The sequence below is a fragment of the Paenibacillus tyrphae genome, assembly GCF_000722545.1.
Taxonomy (GTDB): Bacteria; Bacillota; Bacilli; order Paenibacillales; family NBRC-103111; genus Paenibacillus_G; species Paenibacillus_G tyrfis.
This window is the reverse complement of the sequence record NZ_JNVM01000024.1, coordinates 147,867-169,028: the sequence shown is the minus strand read 5'-3', so window position 1 is coordinate 169,028 and position 21,162 is coordinate 147,867. Positions and strand designations below refer to the sequence as shown.

Annotated in this window: 17 protein-coding genes; 15 read left to right on the top strand and 2 right to left on the bottom strand. The window is 50.8% G+C overall.

The features are described from left to right. Positions 1–45: 45 nt before the first annotated feature. From ET33_RS26850 to ET33_RS26835, 5 genes are all read left to right on the top strand, one after another. The gene (locus ET33_RS26850; protein ID WP_036689513.1) at positions 46–1,725 is read left to right on the top strand and encodes a hypothetical protein; all 1,680 of its coding nucleotides are present in this window, start codon (positions 46–48) and stop codon (positions 1,723–1,725) included. Between the two features lie 171 nt (positions 1,726–1,896). Beyond that, positions 1,897–2,043, top strand: a complete 147-nt coding sequence (locus ET33_RS37805; RefSeq protein ID WP_081890519.1) for a sigma factor-like helix-turn-helix DNA-binding protein — start codon at positions 1,897–1,899, stop codon at positions 2,041–2,043. A gap of 137 nt (positions 2,044–2,180) precedes the next feature. Beyond that, complete coding sequence (locus tag ET33_RS26845; protein ID WP_036689510.1) at positions 2,181–2,360, top strand: hypothetical protein; 180 nt, start codon at positions 2,181–2,183, stop codon at positions 2,358–2,360. 394 nt (positions 2,361–2,754) lie between these two features. Beyond that, positions 2,755–3,426, top strand: coding sequence for a type A chloramphenicol O-acetyltransferase (catA, locus tag ET33_RS26840; protein ID WP_036689506.1), 672 nt, complete (start codon positions 2,755–2,757; stop codon positions 3,424–3,426). A gap of 402 nt (positions 3,427–3,828) precedes the next feature. Beyond that, positions 3,829–5,916, top strand: a complete 2,088-nt coding sequence (locus ET33_RS26835) for a TerD family protein (RefSeq protein ID WP_036689504.1) — start codon at positions 3,829–3,831, stop codon at positions 5,914–5,916. 168 nt (positions 5,917–6,084) lie between these two features. Here ET33_RS26835 and ET33_RS26830 read toward each other — a convergent pair whose 3' ends face one another. Then, complete coding sequence (locus ET33_RS26830; RefSeq protein ID WP_036689502.1) at positions 6,085–7,398, bottom strand: MFS transporter; 1,314 nt, start codon at positions 7,396–7,398, stop codon at positions 6,085–6,087. Positions 7,399–7,412: 14 nt separating this feature from the next. Then, on the bottom strand, positions 7,413–8,024 hold the full coding sequence (locus ET33_RS26825) for a TetR/AcrR family transcriptional regulator (RefSeq protein ID WP_036689501.1): 612 nt from the start codon (positions 8,022–8,024) through the stop codon (positions 7,413–7,415). A 171-nt stretch (positions 8,025–8,195) separates the two neighbouring features. On the opposite strand from ET33_RS26825, the gene ET33_RS26820 reads away from it, so the two are divergent. From ET33_RS26820 to uidA, 10 genes are all read left to right on the top strand, one after another. Further along, positions 8,196–8,681: a hypothetical protein gene (locus ET33_RS26820; RefSeq protein WP_036689499.1), complete on the top strand. Its 486-nt coding sequence runs from the start codon at positions 8,196–8,198 to the stop codon at positions 8,679–8,681. A gap of 143 nt (positions 8,682–8,824) precedes the next feature. Continuing rightward, positions 8,825–9,877 carry a fatty acid desaturase gene (locus tag ET33_RS26815; RefSeq protein ID WP_036689498.1) on the top strand — a complete coding sequence of 351 codons (1,053 nt, stop codon included), beginning with the start codon at positions 8,825–8,827 and terminating at the stop codon, positions 9,875–9,877. A 32-nt stretch (positions 9,878–9,909) separates the two neighbouring features. Next, positions 9,910–11,046: a sensor histidine kinase gene (locus ET33_RS26810; protein ID WP_036689496.1), complete on the top strand. Its 1,137-nt coding sequence runs from the start codon at positions 9,910–9,912 to the stop codon at positions 11,044–11,046. Next, positions 11,043–11,642, top strand: a complete 600-nt coding sequence (locus ET33_RS26805; RefSeq protein ID WP_036689495.1) for a response regulator transcription factor — start codon at positions 11,043–11,045, stop codon at positions 11,640–11,642. The genes ET33_RS26810 and ET33_RS26805 overlap by 4 nt, the downstream gene beginning before the upstream one ends. Before the next feature lie 31 nt (positions 11,643–11,673). Next, positions 11,674–12,234 (top strand): DUF1273 domain-containing protein, encoded by a 561-nt coding sequence (locus tag ET33_RS26800; RefSeq protein WP_036689493.1) that lies wholly within the window; start codon positions 11,674–11,676, stop codon positions 12,232–12,234. A 148-nt stretch (positions 12,235–12,382) separates the two neighbouring features. Continuing rightward, positions 12,383–14,170, top strand: coding sequence for a cache domain-containing sensor histidine kinase (locus tag ET33_RS26795; RefSeq protein WP_051775659.1), 1,788 nt, complete (start codon positions 12,383–12,385; stop codon positions 14,168–14,170). Positions 14,171–14,330: 160 nt separating this feature from the next. Beyond that, positions 14,331–15,767, top strand: a complete 1,437-nt coding sequence (locus ET33_RS26790) for a helix-turn-helix domain-containing protein (protein WP_036689492.1) — start codon at positions 14,331–14,333, stop codon at positions 15,765–15,767. A gap of 205 nt (positions 15,768–15,972) precedes the next feature. After that, the gene (locus ET33_RS26785; RefSeq protein ID WP_051775657.1) at positions 15,973–18,075 is read left to right on the top strand and encodes a CBM96 family carbohydrate-binding protein; all 2,103 of its coding nucleotides are present in this window, start codon (positions 15,973–15,975) and stop codon (positions 18,073–18,075) included. A gap of 111 nt (positions 18,076–18,186) precedes the next feature. Next, positions 18,187–19,251, top strand: coding sequence for a peptidylprolyl isomerase (locus tag ET33_RS26780; RefSeq protein ID WP_036689491.1), 1,065 nt, complete (start codon positions 18,187–18,189; stop codon positions 19,249–19,251). 132 nt (positions 19,252–19,383) lie between these two features. Then, on the top strand, positions 19,384–21,150 hold the full coding sequence (gene uidA, locus ET33_RS26775; protein WP_051775655.1) for a beta-glucuronidase: 1,767 nt from the start codon (positions 19,384–19,386) through the stop codon (positions 21,148–21,150). Positions 21,151–21,162 lie beyond the last annotated feature (12 nt).

The window sequence follows — 21,162 nt, the reverse complement described above, 5'->3', positions numbered from 1 at the left end:
GCTTACTGATTATAAATTGCTTTTTGATTTATGAAGGGTGATTCTATGGAAAGCGTAACAATAATAAAAAAAATTAAAGATCATGCATTAAACAGAGTAGAAAAGTATATTTCAGGACTATCAATAAGAGAACAACAACTATTTATTAATGAAGTGATACGCTATTATGATCAAATTTATGATTCGGTACTTCATAAAAGCCATGGAAATAGTGATAAAGATCTTAATTTTATTGATTTTTCGCTTCCAATAGCATTTCGTTACCTGTATAAAGATTATAACAAAGTTGAAGGGTTCCCATTAACACCTTCAACACCGCAATCTATACAAAGCGTTAAGACATTCTTGGGTATTTGTTTTAAAGCAGGACTTATGGAAAACTATGAAGAACTGCTTCGGTTCGGAATATTAAAGTATGAACTTATTAGAGAAAAAAGTGTACGTCTATCCTATGTAAATAAGCACTATTCAATTGAAAGATATGAAAAAACAAAGACTGTTAAATATTCCCATGCGATATTGAATTCCTTAGGAAATGAATACATTAAAGGATTTAGTCAACTTCCAAAGATTATAAAAAAGATGGAAAAATTGGTTTATACATGGAATTATAATTTTATAGGTTATGATGCTGATCCCGAAGTAGACCTTTTTTTCATTCGCAATGCACAGTTAGATTTAGCACAAGCAACAGAATGGGATGGATTCTCTCAAACTTCTAAATTTGGAGATATAGAGTATCAGTTCTTTCTTGATGCACTTCTTGCTATTGAATCAATATGTTTAAAGCATTTGCAATTTGTTGAGGCAGCAATGAAAAAGGACCCTAACTTAGAAAAAGTTAATATTCTGCCTCTTGTTGTAGATTATGATGTTTTTTTAGATTCGTTGACATACATTTTAGGCGTTCCCACAGAAATGAGTGAAAAAATATTCAACACCTTTATATTTGATAATCAGAATAAGGAATACTACAGTCATATAGGTGCTCCAAGCCCATTATTCATAAAAATATCTTCTACACAGTTGTTGCGTTCATTTACTGGCTGCATTTATAGGCCTATAGATTTTATGTTGTCTGAATTAAAAAGGCAATATTCAAAAGATTGGGACCGCAACACAAAAGAAAGAGAACAATTATTTAGAAACGAGCTTTATAATTATTTCGATAACAATCGTTTTATTACATTGAATAGAAGTATAGATATTTATGAGAATGGCAGAATTATCACAGATATTGATGCATGTATTCTTGATAAAGAGACAAAAGATATTGCTTTTATTCAACTGAAATGGCAGGACTCAATCTATGAATCGACACGATCACTTATAAGTAAAAGAAAGAACTATATAGAGAAATCGACAAAGTGGGTCAATGATATTGAACAGTGGGTTAATAAAGTTTCAGAAAAACGGATAGCTGATTTTCTACAATTGAGTCCACAACTTATCAACAAAGATAAAATCAAAATTTTCGTAATTGGTAGACACAATGGAAATTACTCGGGAGACGAAAAGCCATATAGTAAAGTTGCTTGGTGTCAGTGGTACAACTTGATTGAAATAATTGGAATGCATAAAAAAGAAGATATTACCATACCAAAACTTTTTGACTTAATTCAAAAGGAAAGTCCTTATAATCAAAAAAACGAAATTAAAACTTCTGAAATTACATATGGCAACTATTCTGTTGAGTTGACTGCACCTCCATATAATCAAGCTTAGAGAAATCTGGTCCTTGTTAGAGATCATTAGTCCACAGTTAGTGGTTAGAAAGATCCACATAAACTAAAGCCATGTTAGCCAAAAGAAGGCCTATGAGGGATGACATACTTAGGGGGGAACTAGTAAATTGGCAATATAGCTTTCTCTTCCTTTTTTCTTCCGCGGCATTTAATGACTGCGAGAAGAAAAGAAACCCTGGACCGTCTGCAGCAAGCGATGAAGGAAAACCCTAAAGCTTCGCAAAAGGAACTAGCCGAAATGTTGGGAATTTCACAAGGTTGGGTCAGTCAGTTACTTAGGAAAAGTGCTGATTCATAAATGTGCTATCATACATTTAGATAATTGTTTTTTATTCGCCACAACAAATTAGAAGAAATCACATTCCAATTTTGCATGTTTAAGGCGGAATGTAACGATAATGAAAAGATTGCATACAGGTAGGAAGGTGAGATGTCATGAATCGTGTTCAAGATTTAAGCATATTAATCAAGCTTACTGGCGAACGTGCAAAATTGGATGCAAAAGCAAATGGGACTTACATTGTATATAAAACGGATAAAGGTGAAATTGTCAGAGAATATGCAAATGGTGAAATCATATCAATAAAAGATCCAGATATACCTCATGAATGGTGAAATTGTGTTGCAAGTATCGTATCCTGAGATATCAGGTTCCCCACTCCCATGGGTTCAAAATATCAAGGAACAGCTAAAAAGTTGAAAGTCAAACCTCTCATGTTTACCCATTCCTCTTTATATTTTTTACCGACTGTTGACTCGACAGGGAATCTATGTAGTTTGTTGCCGCGGTAGTGATGAATATCAGATATCAAGTCACCTTTCCGATGTCATTGAGCTGGTACTTTTTTATTTCAATTATTGATGTCGTTTCCATCCATCGAATATAGCTTTATACTTAGAGTATGGGCATGGAACTAGCCCTAAGGCGGGGAAGGGAATGGTAATATGAAACGAGCAATCGAGTTAGCCTCCTGAAATACGCACTTTACAATTTTAGGAGGTTATCCAATTGAACTTCACTGTACTCGATATGAACAAATGGGAAAGACGGGCGTACTTCGAGCATTATTTACATGCGGCCAGATGTACATTCAGCATAACGGCCAATTTGAACGTTACCAAACTGCTCCCAACCCTTCGGGCAAAAGGTCTCAAGTTTTATCCTGCGTTTCTCTATATGGTTACAAAAACGGTGAATGAGCATCGCGAATTCCGCGTTTGTTTCAATAATGAAGGGGAATTGGGGTATTGGGAAAAGTTGCTGCCCAGCTTTACCTTTTTTCATAAAGACGACAAAACGTTTTCTACCATGTGGACCGATTTTTCGACCGACTTCGATGTGTTTTATCAAAACTATCTGGATGATATGAACAGGTATGGCGAAGTGAAGGGCTTGTCTGCAAAAGGGAATGAGCCGCCGAACACGGTTAATGTTTCATGTATTCCCTGGGTTAGCTTTACTGGGTTCAATCTGAATATTTATACGGATGGACGGTCTTTGCTGCCGATTACGACATGCGGCAAATATTTTGAACAAGCCGGCGAAATTTTGCTGCCCGTTTCTTTACAGGTTCATCATGCGGTTTGCGACGGATACCATGCCGGTGTTTTTATAAATGAATTGCAGGAGTTGGCTAATAATTGCGAGCAATGGTTGCTTCCTGATCCTGCTGCTACGTAAGACAAATGACCAATATTCTAGCCATGTAAAGAGGGGCGAGCCCCCTCTTTTTTTGTATCTCCCGCAACAATTTTATCTATCCCTCGTCCCCCAATCCCACTGTCGTAATACTTTCACCCTGTTCGAGTGCTCCAAACTATGGAATAATCAACCTCAGGAAGCCAACGCCGCAAGGCGCGCAGCTTCCGGGAAAATCTCCTCAGGCTATCGCCATCCTTCCTTCTACACTCATTGGATATTAGGGTGGCGGCTTTCCTGAAGAGATTGTCCATCATCAGGCTATCGCATCTCTTCCTTCTACCTAACCCTGATTTTAGAGATGCGAATTTCCTGATGACGATCCATCCGTTATGGAGAGGAGGCATCCGGGCTCACGTGTTGTTTACTTCCCGGAGTCTTATAATGAGAAACGTCATTTACCTGAGAAGAAACAGAAAAGTCATTGTCCAACCCGGCCGTCATGTTCTTCCCGATAAATATATGGCAACTGCCTTGAAAAATATCGAGTACCTGGGCTTTACGTTCTCCAAATCGTTAATGGAAGTCCTCCGCACCCTGTCCATCGAAGAGTTCACGGCGTTCTACCACCAGTTTGTGGCGGACTTGAAATCGCTCCTGGGAGCGAATGTGAGCTTCAAGCCGATGTATCCCAATTTTCCCGAGCAAGTGATGCTGCTCAGCCAAGCCGAGCTGTATCTGCACGCCATCTATCACTACCTCACCCTTGAGCTGCCCGAGCACAAGGCCCTAGAGAGACTCCCGCTGCTGGATCAAGTGGATCTGAAAATCATCGATCTGGGAAGCGCGGAACATTTCGATCAAACGATCCACAATCTCATCGCAGCGAACGGCTCGATTTCAGAACAAGACAAGGAAGATATTGAATGGGTCATCGCAGCCTACGACGATCTAGGTGCTGTGCTGCCGAATGAGATTCCTTTGAAAGAAAATGTGGGCTTTGTGGTCGGTGCGCTGCTGAAGTACAACAAGGCCAGTCTTGACCTCGTCGGAAAATACGTGAAGACGGCAACGGATGTGCTTCGTTTGGCTGTTGCGCTTTCGGATGGGGATGTCAGTCTGGCGGCGAACACGAAGTTCCGCAAATTCAAGCGCGCGGAACGGCGCTTGCTTCTGGGGATGCTGGATCGGTGCGGCAATATCGTCGAAGATATGCTGCGCTATAAGCATCGCTGGATACGTCTTGGAGAAATTTTGCACCCCGCCGAATACAAAAACCGGTATGCTCGCTGCCAAGAGGCCTTCGATATTCTCCGCAACGATAAACCGTACGAAACGTTTGGCGGAAAAGTGGAGCTTGCGCTTCGCCGGAAAGATACGCTGCTCGCGGCAGCTTTGCTGAAAACGCGCGCGGGCGAATTTGCCAGACGGTTGGATCATCTGTTGCGGCTGTCCGAGGATACCGCGCAAGTGATTGGCCAGTTCGCCGAGGTCGCCGATCAGGCGTCTACGCCCGTACTGCTGCAGGTCATGGTTCATTTTAGCCATCGGCAGGAGCTACACGAGCTGCGCACCTTTTTCCCAAAAGGAAATGTGGCGAAGGCCATGGCCATTCCGAATACGCTGCCGGGTATTCATCCGGATGCTTGCGAAGCAGTGGTCGACACATGCAGACGTACCTTGATCCGCCGCTTCTCGGAGCTCCCACCGCTAGGAGACGTGTATATCGACGAAAGTCTGAAGCAGTATTTGATGCCGTTCTCGCAACGGTCGGCCAGCAAAGCGCTGCGTACGATCGTGCGAGGCAGCCGGGTTCGGATGCCGGAAGGGGATACGATCCGCTTTTTCCTCTGGTGGAAGGAAGGGATGGTCAACGGCAAGCATACGGGGCGCGTCGATATCGACTTGTCGGCGGTGATGTATGATAAGAATTGGCAGTATGTCGAGCATATATCGTACACGAATCTGCGGTCCGACAAATACAAAGCCGCGCATAGCGGAGATATTACATCGGCTCCCCAAGGCGCTTGCGAGTTTATCGATTTGCATATTCCTTCGATCGTCCGGTATGGCGGCCGATTCATTGTCGCCTCGCTGAATTCGTTCACGGAGCAGCCCTATTGCAACTTGCCGGAATGCTATGCCGGTTGGATGATGCGGCAGTCCCCGAAGACCGGGGAGGTATTCGAGCCTTCGACCGTGGCCGATAAAATCGACCTCACCGCAGATACCCAGATTGCCATTCCGGTTATTCTGGATCTGGTGGAACGAACCGTGATCTGGACGGATTTGGCTTTGAAGAAGCATCCGTATTACTATAACAATGTAGAGGGCAATCAAAAAGGGATGGTTCTGATGGGGAAAGCTATGACTACGCTGACGAAGCCGACCCTGTATGATTTGTTCACGTTGCACGCGACGGCCAGAGGACGCATGGTAGAGCAGGCGGACGAAGCCGAGACGGTGTTTGCCGTGGACCGGGGCGTTACGCCATATGATATTAGCACCATCATGTCGGAATTCGTTGTTTGACTAGACGTACATTGGAACGCCTTAAGGGGCGTTTCTTTTTTTTACAAAATGAGGAATAGCCGTAGTCACACATGCTGGGAGCCGATGAAGCATCATCAAGCCGGGAGGCCTGAATGCCGCATCGGCTTTTCCCCGTGCGCCTGCCTTGGCCGGACACGGTCCCACCGCTCAGCCAGACACACCAGTTGCTCTTGCTTCCCCGGCCGCGTCCGACTCCAGCGCTTTGATTTTCTTCACCCGCCCGATCATCAGACCAAGGAGAGAGACGAACAACCCGGAAAGAACGAACAGTAAGCCGATGCCTCTGCCTTGCCCGGTCCCGATGAGCTGCCCGACCGTTTGGCTCAGCGCCCCGTCCGGAAGAAGCAGCGGGTTAAACACGTGATCCGATAAGAAGCCCGCCGACCCGAAGGCCAGGATGAAGCCCACTTGGGAGATGGCATAAACCATGGACCATACTCTGCCTTGGTTTTCGTTATCGACGTTCGTCCGGATAAGCACCTCCAGACTTGTATTCACAAACGGAAGTGTGACGAAAAAGAGGAACCCGAATACGATGATCATCGCAACGGCCGGGAACAGGCCCATCAGGGCATAAAACAGACCAGCCAGCGCAAGAAACAGGGAGAGGATGAAGACTTTGCTTTGTTTTAAGCCAAATACGCCGATCAACAGGCTGCTTACCAGCATTCCGGTTGCGGATAAGGAAAGGGCGATCCCCAAGGTCCTCGAATCGGCCAAAGCCAGCACCATCGGCCCGAACAGCGATTGAAGCAGCCCGATATAAAAGCAAACCATAGAGGTTAACACAACCAGCCATAGAATCCCTTTCCGGGAGAGGAGATAACGGAAGGAATCGGTCAGATCCCGGAAAAAATTCCGGTTATCCTGCTGTCGCGGGGCGGCCTCACGCTTCGTAATCACCAGCACGGCAGCAACGGCGATCACGAAAGTCATGATATCCAGGATGAGAACCAGCTTGATGTCAAAATAACTGACCAGGAATCCGGCAATCATCGGAGAGATGAGATATTGCGCCGATCCCGCCAACTGAATAAGCCCGCTGGCCTGGGAGTACTGCTCTTCGGACACCAGATCGGAGACGGCGGCTTTATACGCGGGGATCTGGATCGCTGCAGATACCGAGCTTAAGGCGACTCCCAAATAAATGTGCCACAAATCCACGTTTCCGGACATCATGATGAACAAAATGAACAAGATACCCGCGATCGACCCGGCATCCCCCAGGATCATCATCTTCTTGCGGTCGAACCGGTCGGCAAGCACCCCGGTGAACGGAAGCATAAGAAACGACGGCAAAAAATTAAAAAGAATGATCAACGAATAGTCCATGGCCGACTGGGTCTTCTGAAACACAAAGACCCCCAGCGCAAAAGCCGTCAGTCCGCTCCCGATCGCCGAGAAGAGCTGCCCCGACCAAACGATAAGAAATTTTCGAAACGCTGCGTCCCGGATGTTCATTTCCGCACCCCCACCTAAATAAATGAAAAGGAGCCCCGCTTCGCGCCTAAGGACCTCTCGATCATCGCCTGCATGGACTTAAGCCGTCTCGTCTGCTCTTCTTGATTCCAGTGGAAGAGGCCCGATTCCAGCAAAAATTGCGACCCCGCCAGAAGAAACTGGACGGTTTCCAGCGGATGCTCCACATCAAACAGGGCTTCTTTTTTGCCTTGTTCGATGACTTGGGCCAATATAGGCGAGATTTTCACGATAATCTCGATGTTACTCCGCTCGTGAAGCTCCCGGTTCTCGGGCCGGTGCAGCCCTTCCATCAACTCGCTTTCGTTGACCGCAAGCTGATGTTGCCCCCGCAGCATGTGGCGCAGCTTATCCATTATGCCCATCGCAGGGTCGTCCGCGATTTGTTGGTAGGCTTCGCAGAGCCGGTCGACCAGCTCGTGAACAAGCGCGTCCAGAATTTGTTCCTTCGACTTAAAGTAGTAATAAAAAGTCCCTTTCGCCACGCCGACCTTCTGAATGATCGCCTCCACGGTCGTGCCCGCATAGCCGTGATGTCGAAACAGCTCACCAGCCACCGTCAAAATCTCTTGTCGCCGCGTCTTCGGATCTTTAACTATTCGTTTCATACTGATACCTCCTATAGACTGACCGTCAGTCTATAGGTTATACTACCATATGACTGACCGTCGGTCTATAAGGAATTTTGGAGCTGTTTTCCAATCACCGCACCTTTTTTGCGAAAAAGGATCGGTTGCAGTCGAATCTATATTCATCATCTTAGAGAGAAGGAATATCACATGAGCAATTACCCTATCGATGTCAGCAATTTTCATGAGACTTTACTGCGTTTAAAAGGAATGGTCAGCGTAGAAAGCCACGTGGAGAATTTGGAGCCGATCGACCGTGAAATGCTGTCCCTGTCCGATTATGCCCACCTGCCCCACGCCACTTTAAGACGCACCAACGGCGGGCTGGAAAACGAGGTGTTCCTCCAGATTGAATTTGAGATCGAACGGTCCGAAGAGGGCTTGATCGCCCTAGAGTTTATTTCATGGTTTGTCAGGGACCAAGCAAGGGGCGGGAATACGATCCAATTGCGTCCTTTTGCGTTTCCGCCGGAAACGCCGTACGGAAGGCAGCTCGGAACGACCTTGAAATTCCATATCGATCTGTTTATCGATGAGGTCGTCGATACGCTCGAACCTGCTTTTGCGAAAATCAGAGAGATCGACGCTTACTTAAATCTGGCCATACAACTATATCTAATCCCGCTTAAACCCTAACGCTATATGACGATTGTCATACCCTCGATCTGACGTTTATGACTACAGCCTGCGGGGTGCTTTCTCTATAATGGAGGATAGAAAACCTGCGTCCGACGTTCTATAACGTTCCCCGCGCGTCCTATCGAGGAGGAAATAAACGAATGCACCAAGCGAGTATAGCTCATCTTAAAAAGAACGTCGGTCCCTTTGAGAAAACCGATACGAAGTCAAGCTTATGGCAGCTTGTGAATACGCTGGTGCCGCTGGTGCTGCTCTGGTATGCGGCCTATGCGAGCTTGTCCGTTTCGTACTGGCTGACGCTTCCTCTCACCATCGTGGCCGGCGGCTTTGTGGTCCGGACTTTTATTATTTTCCATGACTGTTGTCACCAATCGTTCTTCAAAAGCCGGCTCGCTAATGATATACTCGGAAATATCACGGGTGTGATGACGCTCTGTCCGTATGAGCAGTGGAAATACAGCCATTCGATTCATCATGCCACAAGCAGCAACCTCGATAAGCGCGGCGTCGGGGACATCTGGATTCTCACCGTGGACGAATACGTCGCCGCTCCGTTATGGAGGCGGATCGCTTACCGGATTTACCGGAATCCGCTGTCGATGTTCGTCGTCGGCCCGGTCTACGTGTTCCTGCTTCAATACCGCTTTAACCGCAGAGGAGCGAGACGCAAAGAGCGGATCAACACCTACGTGACGAATCTGGCTATCGTCGCTCTGTATGCGCTGCTGATCTGGGTGATCGGCTGGCAGGCTTTTTTGCTGGTCCAAGGCCCGGTCTTTTTCGTCTCCGGCTTGCTGGGAATTTGGATGTTTTACGTGCAGCATCAGTTCGAGGAATCCTACTTCGAGAATGAGGACCAGTGGAGCTACGTGAAGGCGGCCGTGGAAGGGAGCTCTTATTACAAGCTTCCGAAGCTGCTGCAGTGGATCACCGGAAATATCGGTTTTCACCACGTGCATCATTTGAGTCCGAAGGTGCCGAACTATAACTTGGAGAAGGCGCATGAGGCTACGCCCGAGCTGCAGAAGGTCACGACGCTTACGATCGGCACCAGCTTGCAGTCGCTTCGCTTCCACTTGTGGGACGAGAAGCGCAAGAACTTTGTAGGCTTTAAAGACATCAAGCCTTTGCTCCGCAAGCCGGCGGCGGCCAGCCAGGTGAATAACCCCAATCCGAGCTTGCAAGGAAAATAAAAGCCTTTTTTTAATAGACAAGGGATGACGCCATGCGCAAGTGGATTCAAATTATTCACAAAAATACGGGACTTAGCCCCTATGTATGGGTCGTCTTTTATATTCTTCCGTTTTATTTCATTTTCAGCTCTTCATCGACTTACGAAGTGGCCGTCGGCATTACGATGATCATCGGCTTTTTTATATGTTATGTGCTTACTTTTGTGTCCAAAGGGTGGCTGGTGTACTTCTGGACAAGCGTGCAGATCGGCATTTCCATTACGATGAGCCTGCTGTTCGGCTATGTGTATTTTTCGTTGTTTCTGGCGTTTTTTATCGGCAATATCCAGCATCGGATCGGATTTTTCACGCTGTATTCCATTCATCTGGTCAGCACGCTTGCCTCGATCAATTATGGCTTCGTGACGCAGAATCCGGTCATTATTACGCAGCTGCCGTTTGTGCTGGTCAGCTTGATCGGTGTGATTCTGCTGCCGGTGAACACGTACAACCGGAATAAGCGGGAGAAGCTGCAGGACGAGCTGGAGGTGGCGAACAGGAAGATCTCTGAGCTCGTCAAGCTGGAGGAACGCCAAAGAATCGCCCGCGACCTGCACGACACGCTCGGTCAGAAGCTCTCGCTTATCGGCCTGAAGAGCGATCTGGCCGGGAAGTTGATCGGCAAAAACCCGAGCCGCGCCCAAGCCGAGCTGAACGATATTCATCAGACCGCGAGAAGCGCGCTGAAGGAAGTGCGGGAGATGGTTACCCAGATGCGCGGCACGCGGCTGGAGGATGAAGTATTTCGGGTCAAGCAGATGCTGAAAGCGGCGCAGATCGATTTTGTTCTGGAGGGCAGCCCGAAGCTGACCAACACCTCGCTGCTGAACGAAAATGTGGTCAGCATGTGCATTAAGGAAGCCGTTACCAATACTGTCAAACATAGCGGAGCATCCACATGCTGGATTACCATCACGCCGTCGCGGACGGAGCTCGTGATCCGGGTACAGGACGACGGCTGCGGTCTGGCGGAGCATCCGGACTGCTTGCGGGGCAACGGGCTGGGAGGCATGAAGGAGCGCCTCGAATTCGTGAACGGGAGTCTGGAGATCGGTCCGGGTCCGGGCACGATGATCGTGATGAAAGTGCCGAATGTGTTCAAACAACCGGAAAAGGAGGCGGAGGGATGATTCGCATTGTCATTGCCGAGGATCAGCGGCTGCTATTGGGCGCGCTGGCTTCTTTGCTCGATCTGGAAGAGGACATGACGGTCGTCGGACGGGCCAACCATGGCGAGGATGCGGTCAAGCTGGTCCGCCTTCATAAGCCGGACATTTGCATCATGGACATCGAGATGCCCGGGAAGAGCGGGCTGGAGGCGGCCGAGGAGCTGAAGGGCTGCGGCTGCAAGGTGATCATCCTGACGACGTTTGCCCGCTACGGCTATTTCGAACGCGCGCTGAAGGCCGGGGTGCACGGGTATTTGCTGAAGGACAGCCCCAGCGAAGAGCTGGCGGATTCGATCCGCAGCGTCATGGCCGGCCGGCGCATCTATGCCTCGGAGCTGGTTGATGAGAAGGCCGGGGAGGAGAATCCGCTGACCGAGCGGGAGCAGGAAGTGCTTCACCTGATCGCTGACGGGAAGAATACGAAGGAAATTGCCAGTCAGCTCTATATTACCACCGGAACCGTCCGCAACTACATTTCCGTCATTCTGGATAAGCTCGGCGTCAGCAACCGGATCGAAGCGATCATGCGGTTTAAGGAAAAAGGATGGTTCAAATAACCGCTGCACAAGTCACAAGGAGGCTGGGACCGTGAAAAGCTTGCTTGTAACGGGCTACAAGGCGTCGGAGCTTGGGATATTTTCGCTGAAGCATCCTGGCATCGGGATTATTAAGAAGGCGCTGAAAAGCCGGTTCGCCGCGTTGCTGGACGAAGGGCTCGAATGGGTGATCGTCAGCGGCCAATGGGGCGTGGAGCTGTGGGCGGCCGAGGCGGCGATCGAAATGAAGTCGCAGGGCTTCGAGCTGAAGCTCGCCGTCATTACCCCGTTCCTGGAGCAGGAGGAGAACTGGAGCGAAGAGAAGAAGGCTGTCTACCAGCAGGTGCTGGCGGGCGCGGACTATGTGAACAGCGTCACGAAAAGCAAATATAGCGGGCCGTGGCAGTTTCGCGCGCGTGATCAATTTTTGCTGCGCAATTCCGACGGTCTGCTGCTTGTCTACGACGACGAGAACGAAGGTTCGCCGAAATTCATCCGGGAGGAAGCGATGCGTCTGGCGGATCAGGAGTATTATCCGATCCACAGCATCATGGCGTACGATCTGCAAAGCGCGGCCGAGGAAGAGGCCATGCTTCACCAATATGACGAATAAGACGCCAAGTCGATCTTTTTGCGGCTTGGCGTTTTTGTGCTGCCACGGACAATGAGAAACGGACCGCTGCCTTCCAAGCTATGGTAAGATGATGGCAAGGAGGACGAATGTTCTCCTTTTCACTTTCGGCTCGGGGAGGAGCTTCCCTATGCGGACTTGGATTCAAGCGCTCTCGCTGCGCGGCAAGCTGATGGCGGGCATCGTCGTTTGCTTATTGCTGCCGTCCGTCGTTTCCTTTTTTGTTTCCAACTGGTTTACACAGGGTGTGATGAAGGAGCAAGTCACCCGCAATTCGCAAGAATCGTTGAAAATTGTGGACCAGTACGTGGCGAATCAGCTGGATCGGATGCTATATATTTTGAACCTGCTGCAATTTGATCCGGACCTGCATTCATTCGTTGCCGAGCTCGGTCGGATGGACCCGGTCCGTCAGCCGTACGAAATCGTTCAAACCAAGCTGAAGCTGAACAAAAGGCTAGACGCGATTCTCGCTTCCTTTGATCCGCTGTATTTGACGATTCTATTGCCGAATGGGGACTATTGGGCCAATTACAGCAGCTTTGACTTCGACCCGAAGCAGTTGTTCGGCAAGCTGTGGTATCAGGCAACGAGCGAATTGACGCATTATCAGACCCGCTGGGTCGGCGGGGAACCGAACTATGTGCCGAATCCGGACGGCGTTCGCCACCCTTACGTCCTTACGATCGCCAAGCCTATTCGCTCCGGCGACCAGCTTAGAGCGGTAGCTATCGTCAGTCTGGATGCCGCCGCTTTGCAAAAGCTGTTTACAAGCTCGAAGAAGGAAGAAACGCTTCTCATTACGGATCGCGAAGGCCGGATCGTATTCGACAAGGAGATGGAGCGGATCGGTACGCTTTTTTCGTTTCGCGATCAATTGCCTTCCGAAGGACAGGCCAGCTTGATCGAGGTCGAACGCGAAGCCAACCTTCTCATCGCGGAAGCGCTCAATCCGCATTGGCAGCTCGTGAGCATGAGCCCGTATAAGCAAGCGTCCAAGCCGATCCAGGCGATTCGCCGGATCGATTTTCTCATTCAAACGCTGTGTTTAATTATGTTCGCCGGAGTTCTGCTCTATTTGACAGGCGCTTTGACCACTCCCATTCGAAGACTGGCGCAGACCGTAGTCCGCATCGAATCCGGGCATCTGGGCGAACGATCCGGTATCCGGGGCCGGGACGAGGTAGGCCGGCTGGGTGTTGTCTTCGACCGGATGCTGGACCGGATCGAGACGATGGTCCAAAGCATCATCCGCGAGCAAGAGCATAAACGAAAAGCGGAGCTGGCGATGCTTCAGGCTCAGATCAATCCGCATTTTTTATTTAATATTTTGAATTCGATCCGCATGAGAATTTTGCTTCGCGGCGACGCGGAAAATGCGGACCTCATCAGTTCTTTATCTTCGCTGCTCAGAATGACGATTAACCGCAACAACGAGTTCATCAGCTTGCATGAAGAGATCGAGATGATTCAGCAGTATGTCCGGCTGATTAACGTCCGACTCGGGGACCGGCTTCAACTAAAGCTGACGGTCGCTTCGGACGCCGTGCTGGCGGAAGTGCCCCGGTTTGTGCTGCAGCCGATCATCGAGAACGCTTATCTGCATGGATTTGCCCGCAAGGGAGGAACGATCACGATTCATGCGCACCTGCTGGCAGACGGACGTCTGAACATCGTGATCGCGGATTCTGGTGTCGGGATCTCGAAGGAGCGGCTGGAAAAGCTTCGCGCCGATCTGCAGGGGGAGGGCGAAGCGAAGGAACGGGCGTCCGCGGGATTGTCGGGCATCGGACTGCGGAACGTATACGAGCGTCTACGGCTCATTTATAAGGAGCATTGTGCTTTTGCCATGGATTCCGAGCTGGGGCAAGGCACGACCATTACCTTGATCATTCCGCAGCAGCGAGAGGAGGAGTAAGGGATGTACACCGTCTTCGTTGTCGACGACGATCTTCCGGTTTTGCACTATTTGAAGGAAGCGCTGCCGTGGGAAGCGGTTCAATGCCGATTGGGCGGCTGTTTTCAAGACCCGGAGGAAGCACTTTCCGCTGCCGGGGCATCGCAGGTGGATATTCTGAATGGACGGGATGGCGCTGATCCGGGCGATGCGAGCGCTGCATCCGGGGCTCAAGGTCGTCATCCTCTCGTGTCACGACGAATTCGATTATGCGCAACAAGCGCTCAAGCTTCATGTCACCGATTATGTACTGAAAGAAACGATGATGGCCGGGCTGATCGGAGACTTGCTGAAGCAGATGAAGGAGGCGCTTGATGCAGAGAGAACCTCTGAAGCCGCGAAACGGGACATGGAAGCGAAGGTGAAGCAGAACGACAGCTTGCTTCGGCAAGCCTTCATGCTCCATACCATTCAGAGCCCCCTGCTCAACGTCCAGGAATGGGAGCGGCGGGCGCAGGAGTACGGGATCGACTTGTCCCAAGGGGAGCGGGTGCCTGTGCTGGCCTTTCCCGATCGTCCCCGGGAAGCGGTCGCGCGGTTTCGTACCCCCGAGCTGCTGCGGGATACGGCCGAGAATGTATTGGCGGAAGCGCTCGGTACCGGAGCTTGCGAGGTGTTCCCTTACCAGCAGGGGGAGCTGCTGCTGCTGTTTCCTTTCTCCTCCGAACATCGTATCGGGAGCTGGAAGCGGGTGGAGGAGATGCTTTGTGCCCAGCAGAAGTGCCTGCTTCAATATGCGAAAGTGTCTTATTCGTTCATGATCGGACTACCTTGCAGGGAGCCGCTCCGTCTCAAGGAGAACCTCGCGGCGCTCGTCGGACTGGGAAAGGAACGATTTTACCTGCCGCACGGATCGGTCGGGCGAATGGAGCAGGCGCTGCCCGTCGCGGGCTTGGGGGACGAGCTGTTAGCTCAGTATGTGCCGGCTTTGGAGGATTTCCGGCAGCTTGTTCTGCAAGAGAAAACGGACATGATCGCCGCAACCGTCGGTCAATGGATGGGGGTTATGCGTGAAAACCGGTTTCACCCTGTGGAAGTGAAGGAATGGATGCTCAAAATCGTGCTGGAGATTCGCTTGCGGCTGAAATCTCTTCAGATGAACCCAACGAGCTTTTCCTCTGGACTTCTGCATCACGATGTCATGGAGCTGGCCAGTCTTCAGGAGCTGGGCGAGTGGCTTCAGCATTTCCTGAACCAAGCCGTGGAGTGTGCCGGAAGGATAAGAAAGGAATCGAAGCGCCGCGAGGTGCTGGAATGCCAGCGGTTTGTCGCAAGCAAGTGGCAGGAGCGGGTCGGCCTTGAGGAGGCGGCCGCGCACTTGCACCTCCATCCCAACTATTTAAGCCGGCTGTTTAAACGGGAAACGGGAGAAAATTTTGTCGAGTTCGTCACCCGAACCAAGATGGAGAAAGCGAAGGAGCTTTTGGAACGGACCGACAAAACCGTCGAAGAGATCGCCGCCATGCTCTCGTACGAGAACAAAAATTATTTTACGAAGCTGTTCAAGGCCCATACCGGCGCTTTGCCGAGTTTGTACCGTTCGTCTAAGAAAGGATGAGACTGCCGTCTTGCGTCCGGCCTTGGGCAAACGGATTAAAAAATGAGTAAAAGTGGTGTAAATCGTGCCTTTTAGGGAAGGGCCATGCCCAATAATATGGGGTTAGCGGACGGAAACGGAGGGATGAAAAATGAGTGCGCTTTCTTGAGCATAGCGTTCGCTGACAGCAGAAAATTATTTTAGATGAAAGGCGGGTATTTCTTAAATGAGCCTTCCCCGTAAAAGATCAAGCTTTGCTGTCCTCCTTATCATAGCCATGCTGCTGCATTTGGCAGGAGTATTGTACGTCGCCCCTGAGCCTGCGCATGCGGCCGGAACGACTTATTATGTCGATTCGGCGGGCGGAAACGACACGAACACCGGCACAAGCTCATCCGCGCCATGGGCTACACTAGCCAAAGTCAACGGCACAACGTTTCAGCCCGGCGACAAAATTTTGTTCAAGTCAGGCGGCGTCTGGACCGGCCAGCTGTGGCCGAAGGGATCGGGAACGAGCGGGAATCCGATTGTGATCGACAGCTACGGAAGCGGCGCCAAGCCGATTATTAACGGAGCGGGCACGAGCTATCCCGCGAACACATCGGGCGCCGTCATGCTGTACAACCAAGAATATTGGGAAATTAACAACCTTGAGGTAACCAATTTCAGCTCTTCCATTGTGTCCTCAAGGGCCGGTATACTGGCGTACAACAATCAGCCCGGCTTGAAAAACCATATTTATGTGAGAAATTGCTACGTTCACGATGTCAATTCGGATGAGAACGGCAACAAAAACAGCGGCGGAATCATCTTCTTCGGCACGCATATTGACAAAGACGGGAAAGCTACGGTAGGCTTGCAGGCCGGATTTAACGATGTGCTGGTGGAGAACAACCATGTCGCCAATGTGACCAAGGAAGGGATCCGCACGAAATCGGATGCGGGCAACGGCTATCCGAAGATCAGCACGAATGTCGTATTCCGTGGCAACTTCGTCGAAGAAGTATGGGGAGACGGCATGGTGCTGGCGGAGGTGCTGTCCGGCGCCTTGGCCGAATACAACACGGTGAAAAACCACAGCAAAACGTCTTCCGGCAATTACGCGGGCCTATGGACGCACTATACAACGGGAGCCGTCGTCCAGTTCAACGAAGTGTACGGCGGAAGCGGCGGCGGCAACGACGGGGAAGCGTTCGATTCGGACAACAACTGTATCGGAGACGTGTTCCAGTATAACTACAGCCACAATAACTCCGGCGGGCTTCTGTTGGTCATGCCCAGCGCAAGCAATTTGAAGTTCAGGTACAACATCAGTGAAAACGATGGCTACCGTTCAGGCCAGGAAATCTTCTTCTATCACAGCACCAGCCCAGGAAACGAAATTTACAACAATACCATTTATGTGGGACCCAATGTGAAGACCCAAGTTTTTGATAACGATTCCAATATGGTCAAATTTTATAACAATATCATTAAAGTGGACGGAACGATTACGAAATTCGCGGAGAAGGCCTGGAGCACGTCGGCCGTATTCCAAAACAACAGCTTCTACCCGGCAACCATCGACGACGTCAACGGTCCGGCGTCGCATCCCGGTTTAATAACAGCCGACCCGAAGCTCGTTAACCCCGGGGCTGGAGAAACGAACATCAATATGAACGATCCGAGCCGGTTGAGCGGCTACAAGCTTCAGCCGACGTCGCCGCTCATTAACAGCGGAATCCCTGTGGCGAATAACGGCGGCAGAGATTTCTGGGGCACGGCTCTGTACAACGGCAATCCGGATATTGGCGCTTTCGAGTATGCGTCGGGCGGTCCGAACCAGCCTTCGGTGAGCTATGAGCCAACCGCCGATTCCTATGTCAGGGACGGAGCTTACGCAGGTACGAATTACGGCACAGAGGCGACGATGATGGTCAAAGCCGATGTGTCCGGGTTTGCCAGAAAAGCTTATGTCAAGTTCAATTACGGAACCTTTGGCGGTTCAAGCGCAGCTTCTGCCAAAGTGAAGGTGTATGTCCCGGCCGTCAATACGGACGCTTCAAGGACGGTCAAACTATATGGCACCACGGATAAAAGCTGGAGCGAGACGGGCATCACCTGGAACAACGCCCCGGCGGGCACGACGCTCCTCGGCAGCGCCGTCATGAGCAATACCGTCGGGACATGGTATGAATTCGATGTGACGAACTATGTGAACAGCCAGATGTCGGACAAGCTGGTGTCGTTCTTGCTGGTGAACGAAGGCGCGGCGAGCTCGAAGGGAGACGTTTCTTTCAATACCAAAGAGGCCGCGAGCAACAAGCCGCAGCTCGTACTGACGCAATAACCTCCCTTACTTAGAGGGATTGTTAGGATCATCGGGAAATAGCAGAAGCTTGGATGACGGAATGACGGAGTCTCTGCTATTTCCTTGATGTTTTTTTAGGAGGCTTTTCACATGAAGAAACGGATGTCGCTTGTTATTGTGCTGCTTGCAGCTTTGCTTGTTTTATTGTTCTTCTTGTTCGGACAGCGGTCCGGCCGCGATGCTTATGCAGAGGTTTTGACGATCAACGGGGAACCTGTTGTCTTGGGTGAATTTGAAATGGTTCTAAAGGATCGTGTAGCGGAAGTGTATGGATATTTTCATGAAACCTATGGCGCGCAAGATAGCGCGAAATTTTGGACGACAAGCTTCAACGGTGAAATTCCATTGGAGATGGCGAAGAAAAAAACGCTGGAAAAGCTTAAAATCATAAAGACAGAGCAGCTTCTGGCCAAGCAATACGGACTGACGGATGATGTCAGCTACAGAGGCTTTAAAGAGAGTCTGGCCGAAGAAAACAAAAGAAGAGCAGAAGCTGTGAAAAAGGGCCAGCCTATATTCGGGCCCCGCGAGTATAGCGAGATTGCCTATTTCAACCACGTTCACGATACGATCAAACGGCAGCTTCTTGATTATGCTGCGAAACATGAAGCTCAGGCCGCGAATGAGGCGCTGCATGCCGCTTACGAAAACCTGCGAAAAAAAGGGGAGCTGAAGAAGCCCGACCGTATTCGTACGCAAGTCGTTGAATTGGCTTTTGGAAGCGGGGACGGTCCCGGCTCCTTAACAAGAAGCGCCGCGATGGAGACGATGAACGGAATCCGATCCGGACTGGCGGGCAGCAAGGAGGCCGATGCGGTTGTCCGGCAGCTTGGGGTAAACGCGTTGGTGAAGGAAAGAACCTTCGACGAATCGAGCTATGCTGTGGATAGCAGCGAAGAAGAGGAAAAGGTGCTCGCTGCTGTCCAAAAGCTGAAGCCGGGTGAAGTCAGCGAACGATTCGAAACGGCCGGATCGGTATTCGTCCTTCAATGTACGGACCGTACACCGGGCGGGGATCTCCGATTTGAAGATGTCCAGGAGCGGCTGAAATGGAAGTACGCTGAAGAGAAGTTGGAAGAACAGGTCACCGAGACGGCGAAAAACGCGAATCTCGTCATTCATCCTAAGGTTTATGACGAGATCGCCGTGCGTTAGCTGGCCTCCACGTGCCAACAAGTCAAAATAATGAACACATCCGGTAAAAATCATGCAAATCTTTAGCAGGCGCTCCGTGCTATCATGTTCCGTAGGAATGCAACCAGAGATGATCGAAGACGGAGGGAGCTTATGCTGTATCCACAATCAAGTAGTTCCAGAGCGATGATTTCGCTAGACGGATTTTGGAAGTTTGCACCGGATGTTAACGATGACGGGGAACAACGGGGTTGGCCGCTTCAACTGCCGGCCGACAGGGAAATCGGGGTACCGGCCAGCTGGAACGAGCAATTTCAGGATTTGATGTACTTTTTCGGCACGGGCTGGTATGAGCGGGAGGTGGAGCTTTCCCGGCAGCTTCGCTCGGAACGGATCTGGCTGCGCGTCGGCTCGGCCAATTACTTGTCGACCGTTTGGGTGAACGGGACGGAAGTCGGCCGGCATGAAGGCGCTCATCTTCCATTCGTGTTCGAGATTACCGACCATGTCCGCTGGGACGGCCCGAACCGCATTACGATCCGGGTAGACGCCGCCATCGCGGCCGACCGCCTTCCTCCGGGAGACGTGGAGGACGAGCAGATCGTCGGATTTAAAGGACAATATCCGAACAATTACTACGACTTTTTTCCTTATGGCGGCATTCATCGTTCGGTGACGCTGTTTACGACTCCGCTGTCCTTTGTCAGCGACATTCAGATCACGACGGGGATCGACGGTACGGACGGCAAAGTCAAAGCTCATGTCGGTCTAAGCGAAGGCTTCGAAGGTGCTTGCACTGTTAGCATTCGGGGCACACAATGCCGTTCGTCCGTAGAGATTGGAGCGGATGGGGCCAAGGCTGTATTTGACTTTACCGTTCCCGCGGCAAGACTGTGGTGTCCGGAGGACCCCTTCCTGTACGAATTGGAAGTCCGCTTGACGGACGGAGATGGCCAAGTGATCGATCAGTACGTGCAAACGTTCGGCATTCGAACCGTGTCGATTCGGGGCACCGAGCTTTTGCTAAACGGCAAGCCGGTATTTCTCACCGGCTTCGGCATGCACGAGGATTTCCCGGTACTGGGCAAAGGCATCTCTCCCGCGGTCATCGCCAAAGATTTCAACCTGCTGAACTGGATCGGAGCGAACTCGGTCCGCACGTCGCATTATCCGTACAGCGACGAATTTTTAAGCTATGCGGATAAGCACGGCCTGTTGGTGATCGGTGAGACGCCTTTCGTCGGCTTCGTCCGCAGCCATTACCAGGGAACCGCCATCCTGAATAAAGCGAAACGGGTAATCACGGAAATGATCGAACGCGATGTGAACCACCCGTGCGTTATCGCCTGGAGCTTGGCGAACGAAGGAGATACGTTGGCCCCGGAGGCGGATGCGTTCTACGAAGCGCTGTACAGCCATGCGAAATCCTTGGACGATACGCGGCCGATTACGATTGTCAATTGCGTCGATGTGGAGAAGGACGTCGCGCTGAAGCATTACGATTTTGTCAGCCTTAACCGGTATCACGGCTGGTACGAGCAGGCCGGCCGGTTGGACGAAGGCTGCCGCATCCTGAGCGAGAAGCTGGACCGCTGCTACGAGGTTCTCGGCAAGCCGGTGATCGTGACGGAGTTCGGAGCGGATGCGGTCGCCGGCGTGCATGTCGACCCGCCGGAGGTGTTTTCCGAGGAGTATCAGGCGGAGATGGTTACCCGGCAGTATGAAATCATCCGGCAAAAGCCGTATACGATCGGCGCTCACGTATGGTCGTTCGCCGATTTTAAAACAAGCCAAACCCCTTCGCGGGTCGTCGTCAACCGTAAGGGCGTGTTCACGCGCGACCGCCAGCCGAAGCTTTCGGCGCATAAGCTGAAGGCGCTTTGGGGCCGAGGATCGTCAAAAAAGCCAAGCCGAACCTAGTTCGGACTTGGC

Bases quoted from the DNA above. Each gene is read 5' to 3' on its own strand.
- ET33_RS26850 (WP_036689513.1), top strand. From the start codon at position 46: ATGGAAAGCGTAACAATAATAAAAAAAATTAAAGATCATGCATTAAAC.
- ET33_RS37805 (WP_081890519.1), top strand. From the start codon at position 1,897: ATGACTGCGAGAAGAAAAGAAACCCTGGACCGTCTGCAGCAAGCGATG.
- ET33_RS26845 (WP_036689510.1), top strand. From the start codon at position 2,181: ATGAATCGTGTTCAAGATTTAAGCATATTAATCAAGCTTACTGGCGAA.
- ET33_RS26835 (WP_036689504.1), top strand. From the start codon at position 3,829: ATGAGAAACGTCATTTACCTGAGAAGAAACAGAAAAGTCATTGTCCAA.
- ET33_RS26830 (WP_036689502.1), bottom strand. From the start codon at position 7,398: ATGAACATCCGGGACGCAGCGTTTCGAAAATTTCTTATCGTTTGGTCG.
- ET33_RS26825 (WP_036689501.1), bottom strand. From the start codon at position 8,024: ATGAAACGAATAGTTAAAGATCCGAAGACGCGGCGACAAGAGATTTTG.
- ET33_RS26820 (WP_036689499.1), top strand. From the start codon at position 8,196: ATGAGCAATTACCCTATCGATGTCAGCAATTTTCATGAGACTTTACTG.
- ET33_RS26815 (WP_036689498.1), top strand. From the start codon at position 8,825: ATGCACCAAGCGAGTATAGCTCATCTTAAAAAGAACGTCGGTCCCTTT.
- ET33_RS26810 (WP_036689496.1), top strand. From the start codon at position 9,910: ATGCGCAAGTGGATTCAAATTATTCACAAAAATACGGGACTTAGCCCC.
- ET33_RS26805 (WP_036689495.1), top strand. From the start codon at position 11,043: ATGATTCGCATTGTCATTGCCGAGGATCAGCGGCTGCTATTGGGCGCG.
- ET33_RS26795 (WP_051775659.1), top strand. From the start codon at position 12,383: ATGCGGACTTGGATTCAAGCGCTCTCGCTGCGCGGCAAGCTGATGGCG.
- ET33_RS26790 (WP_036689492.1), top strand. From the start codon at position 14,331: ATGGACGGGATGGCGCTGATCCGGGCGATGCGAGCGCTGCATCCGGGG.
- ET33_RS26785 (WP_051775657.1), top strand. From the start codon at position 15,973: ATGAGCCTTCCCCGTAAAAGATCAAGCTTTGCTGTCCTCCTTATCATA.
- ET33_RS26780 (WP_036689491.1), top strand. From the start codon at position 18,187: ATGAAGAAACGGATGTCGCTTGTTATTGTGCTGCTTGCAGCTTTGCTT.
- uidA (WP_051775655.1), top strand. From the start codon at position 19,384: ATGCTGTATCCACAATCAAGTAGTTCCAGAGCGATGATTTCGCTAGAC.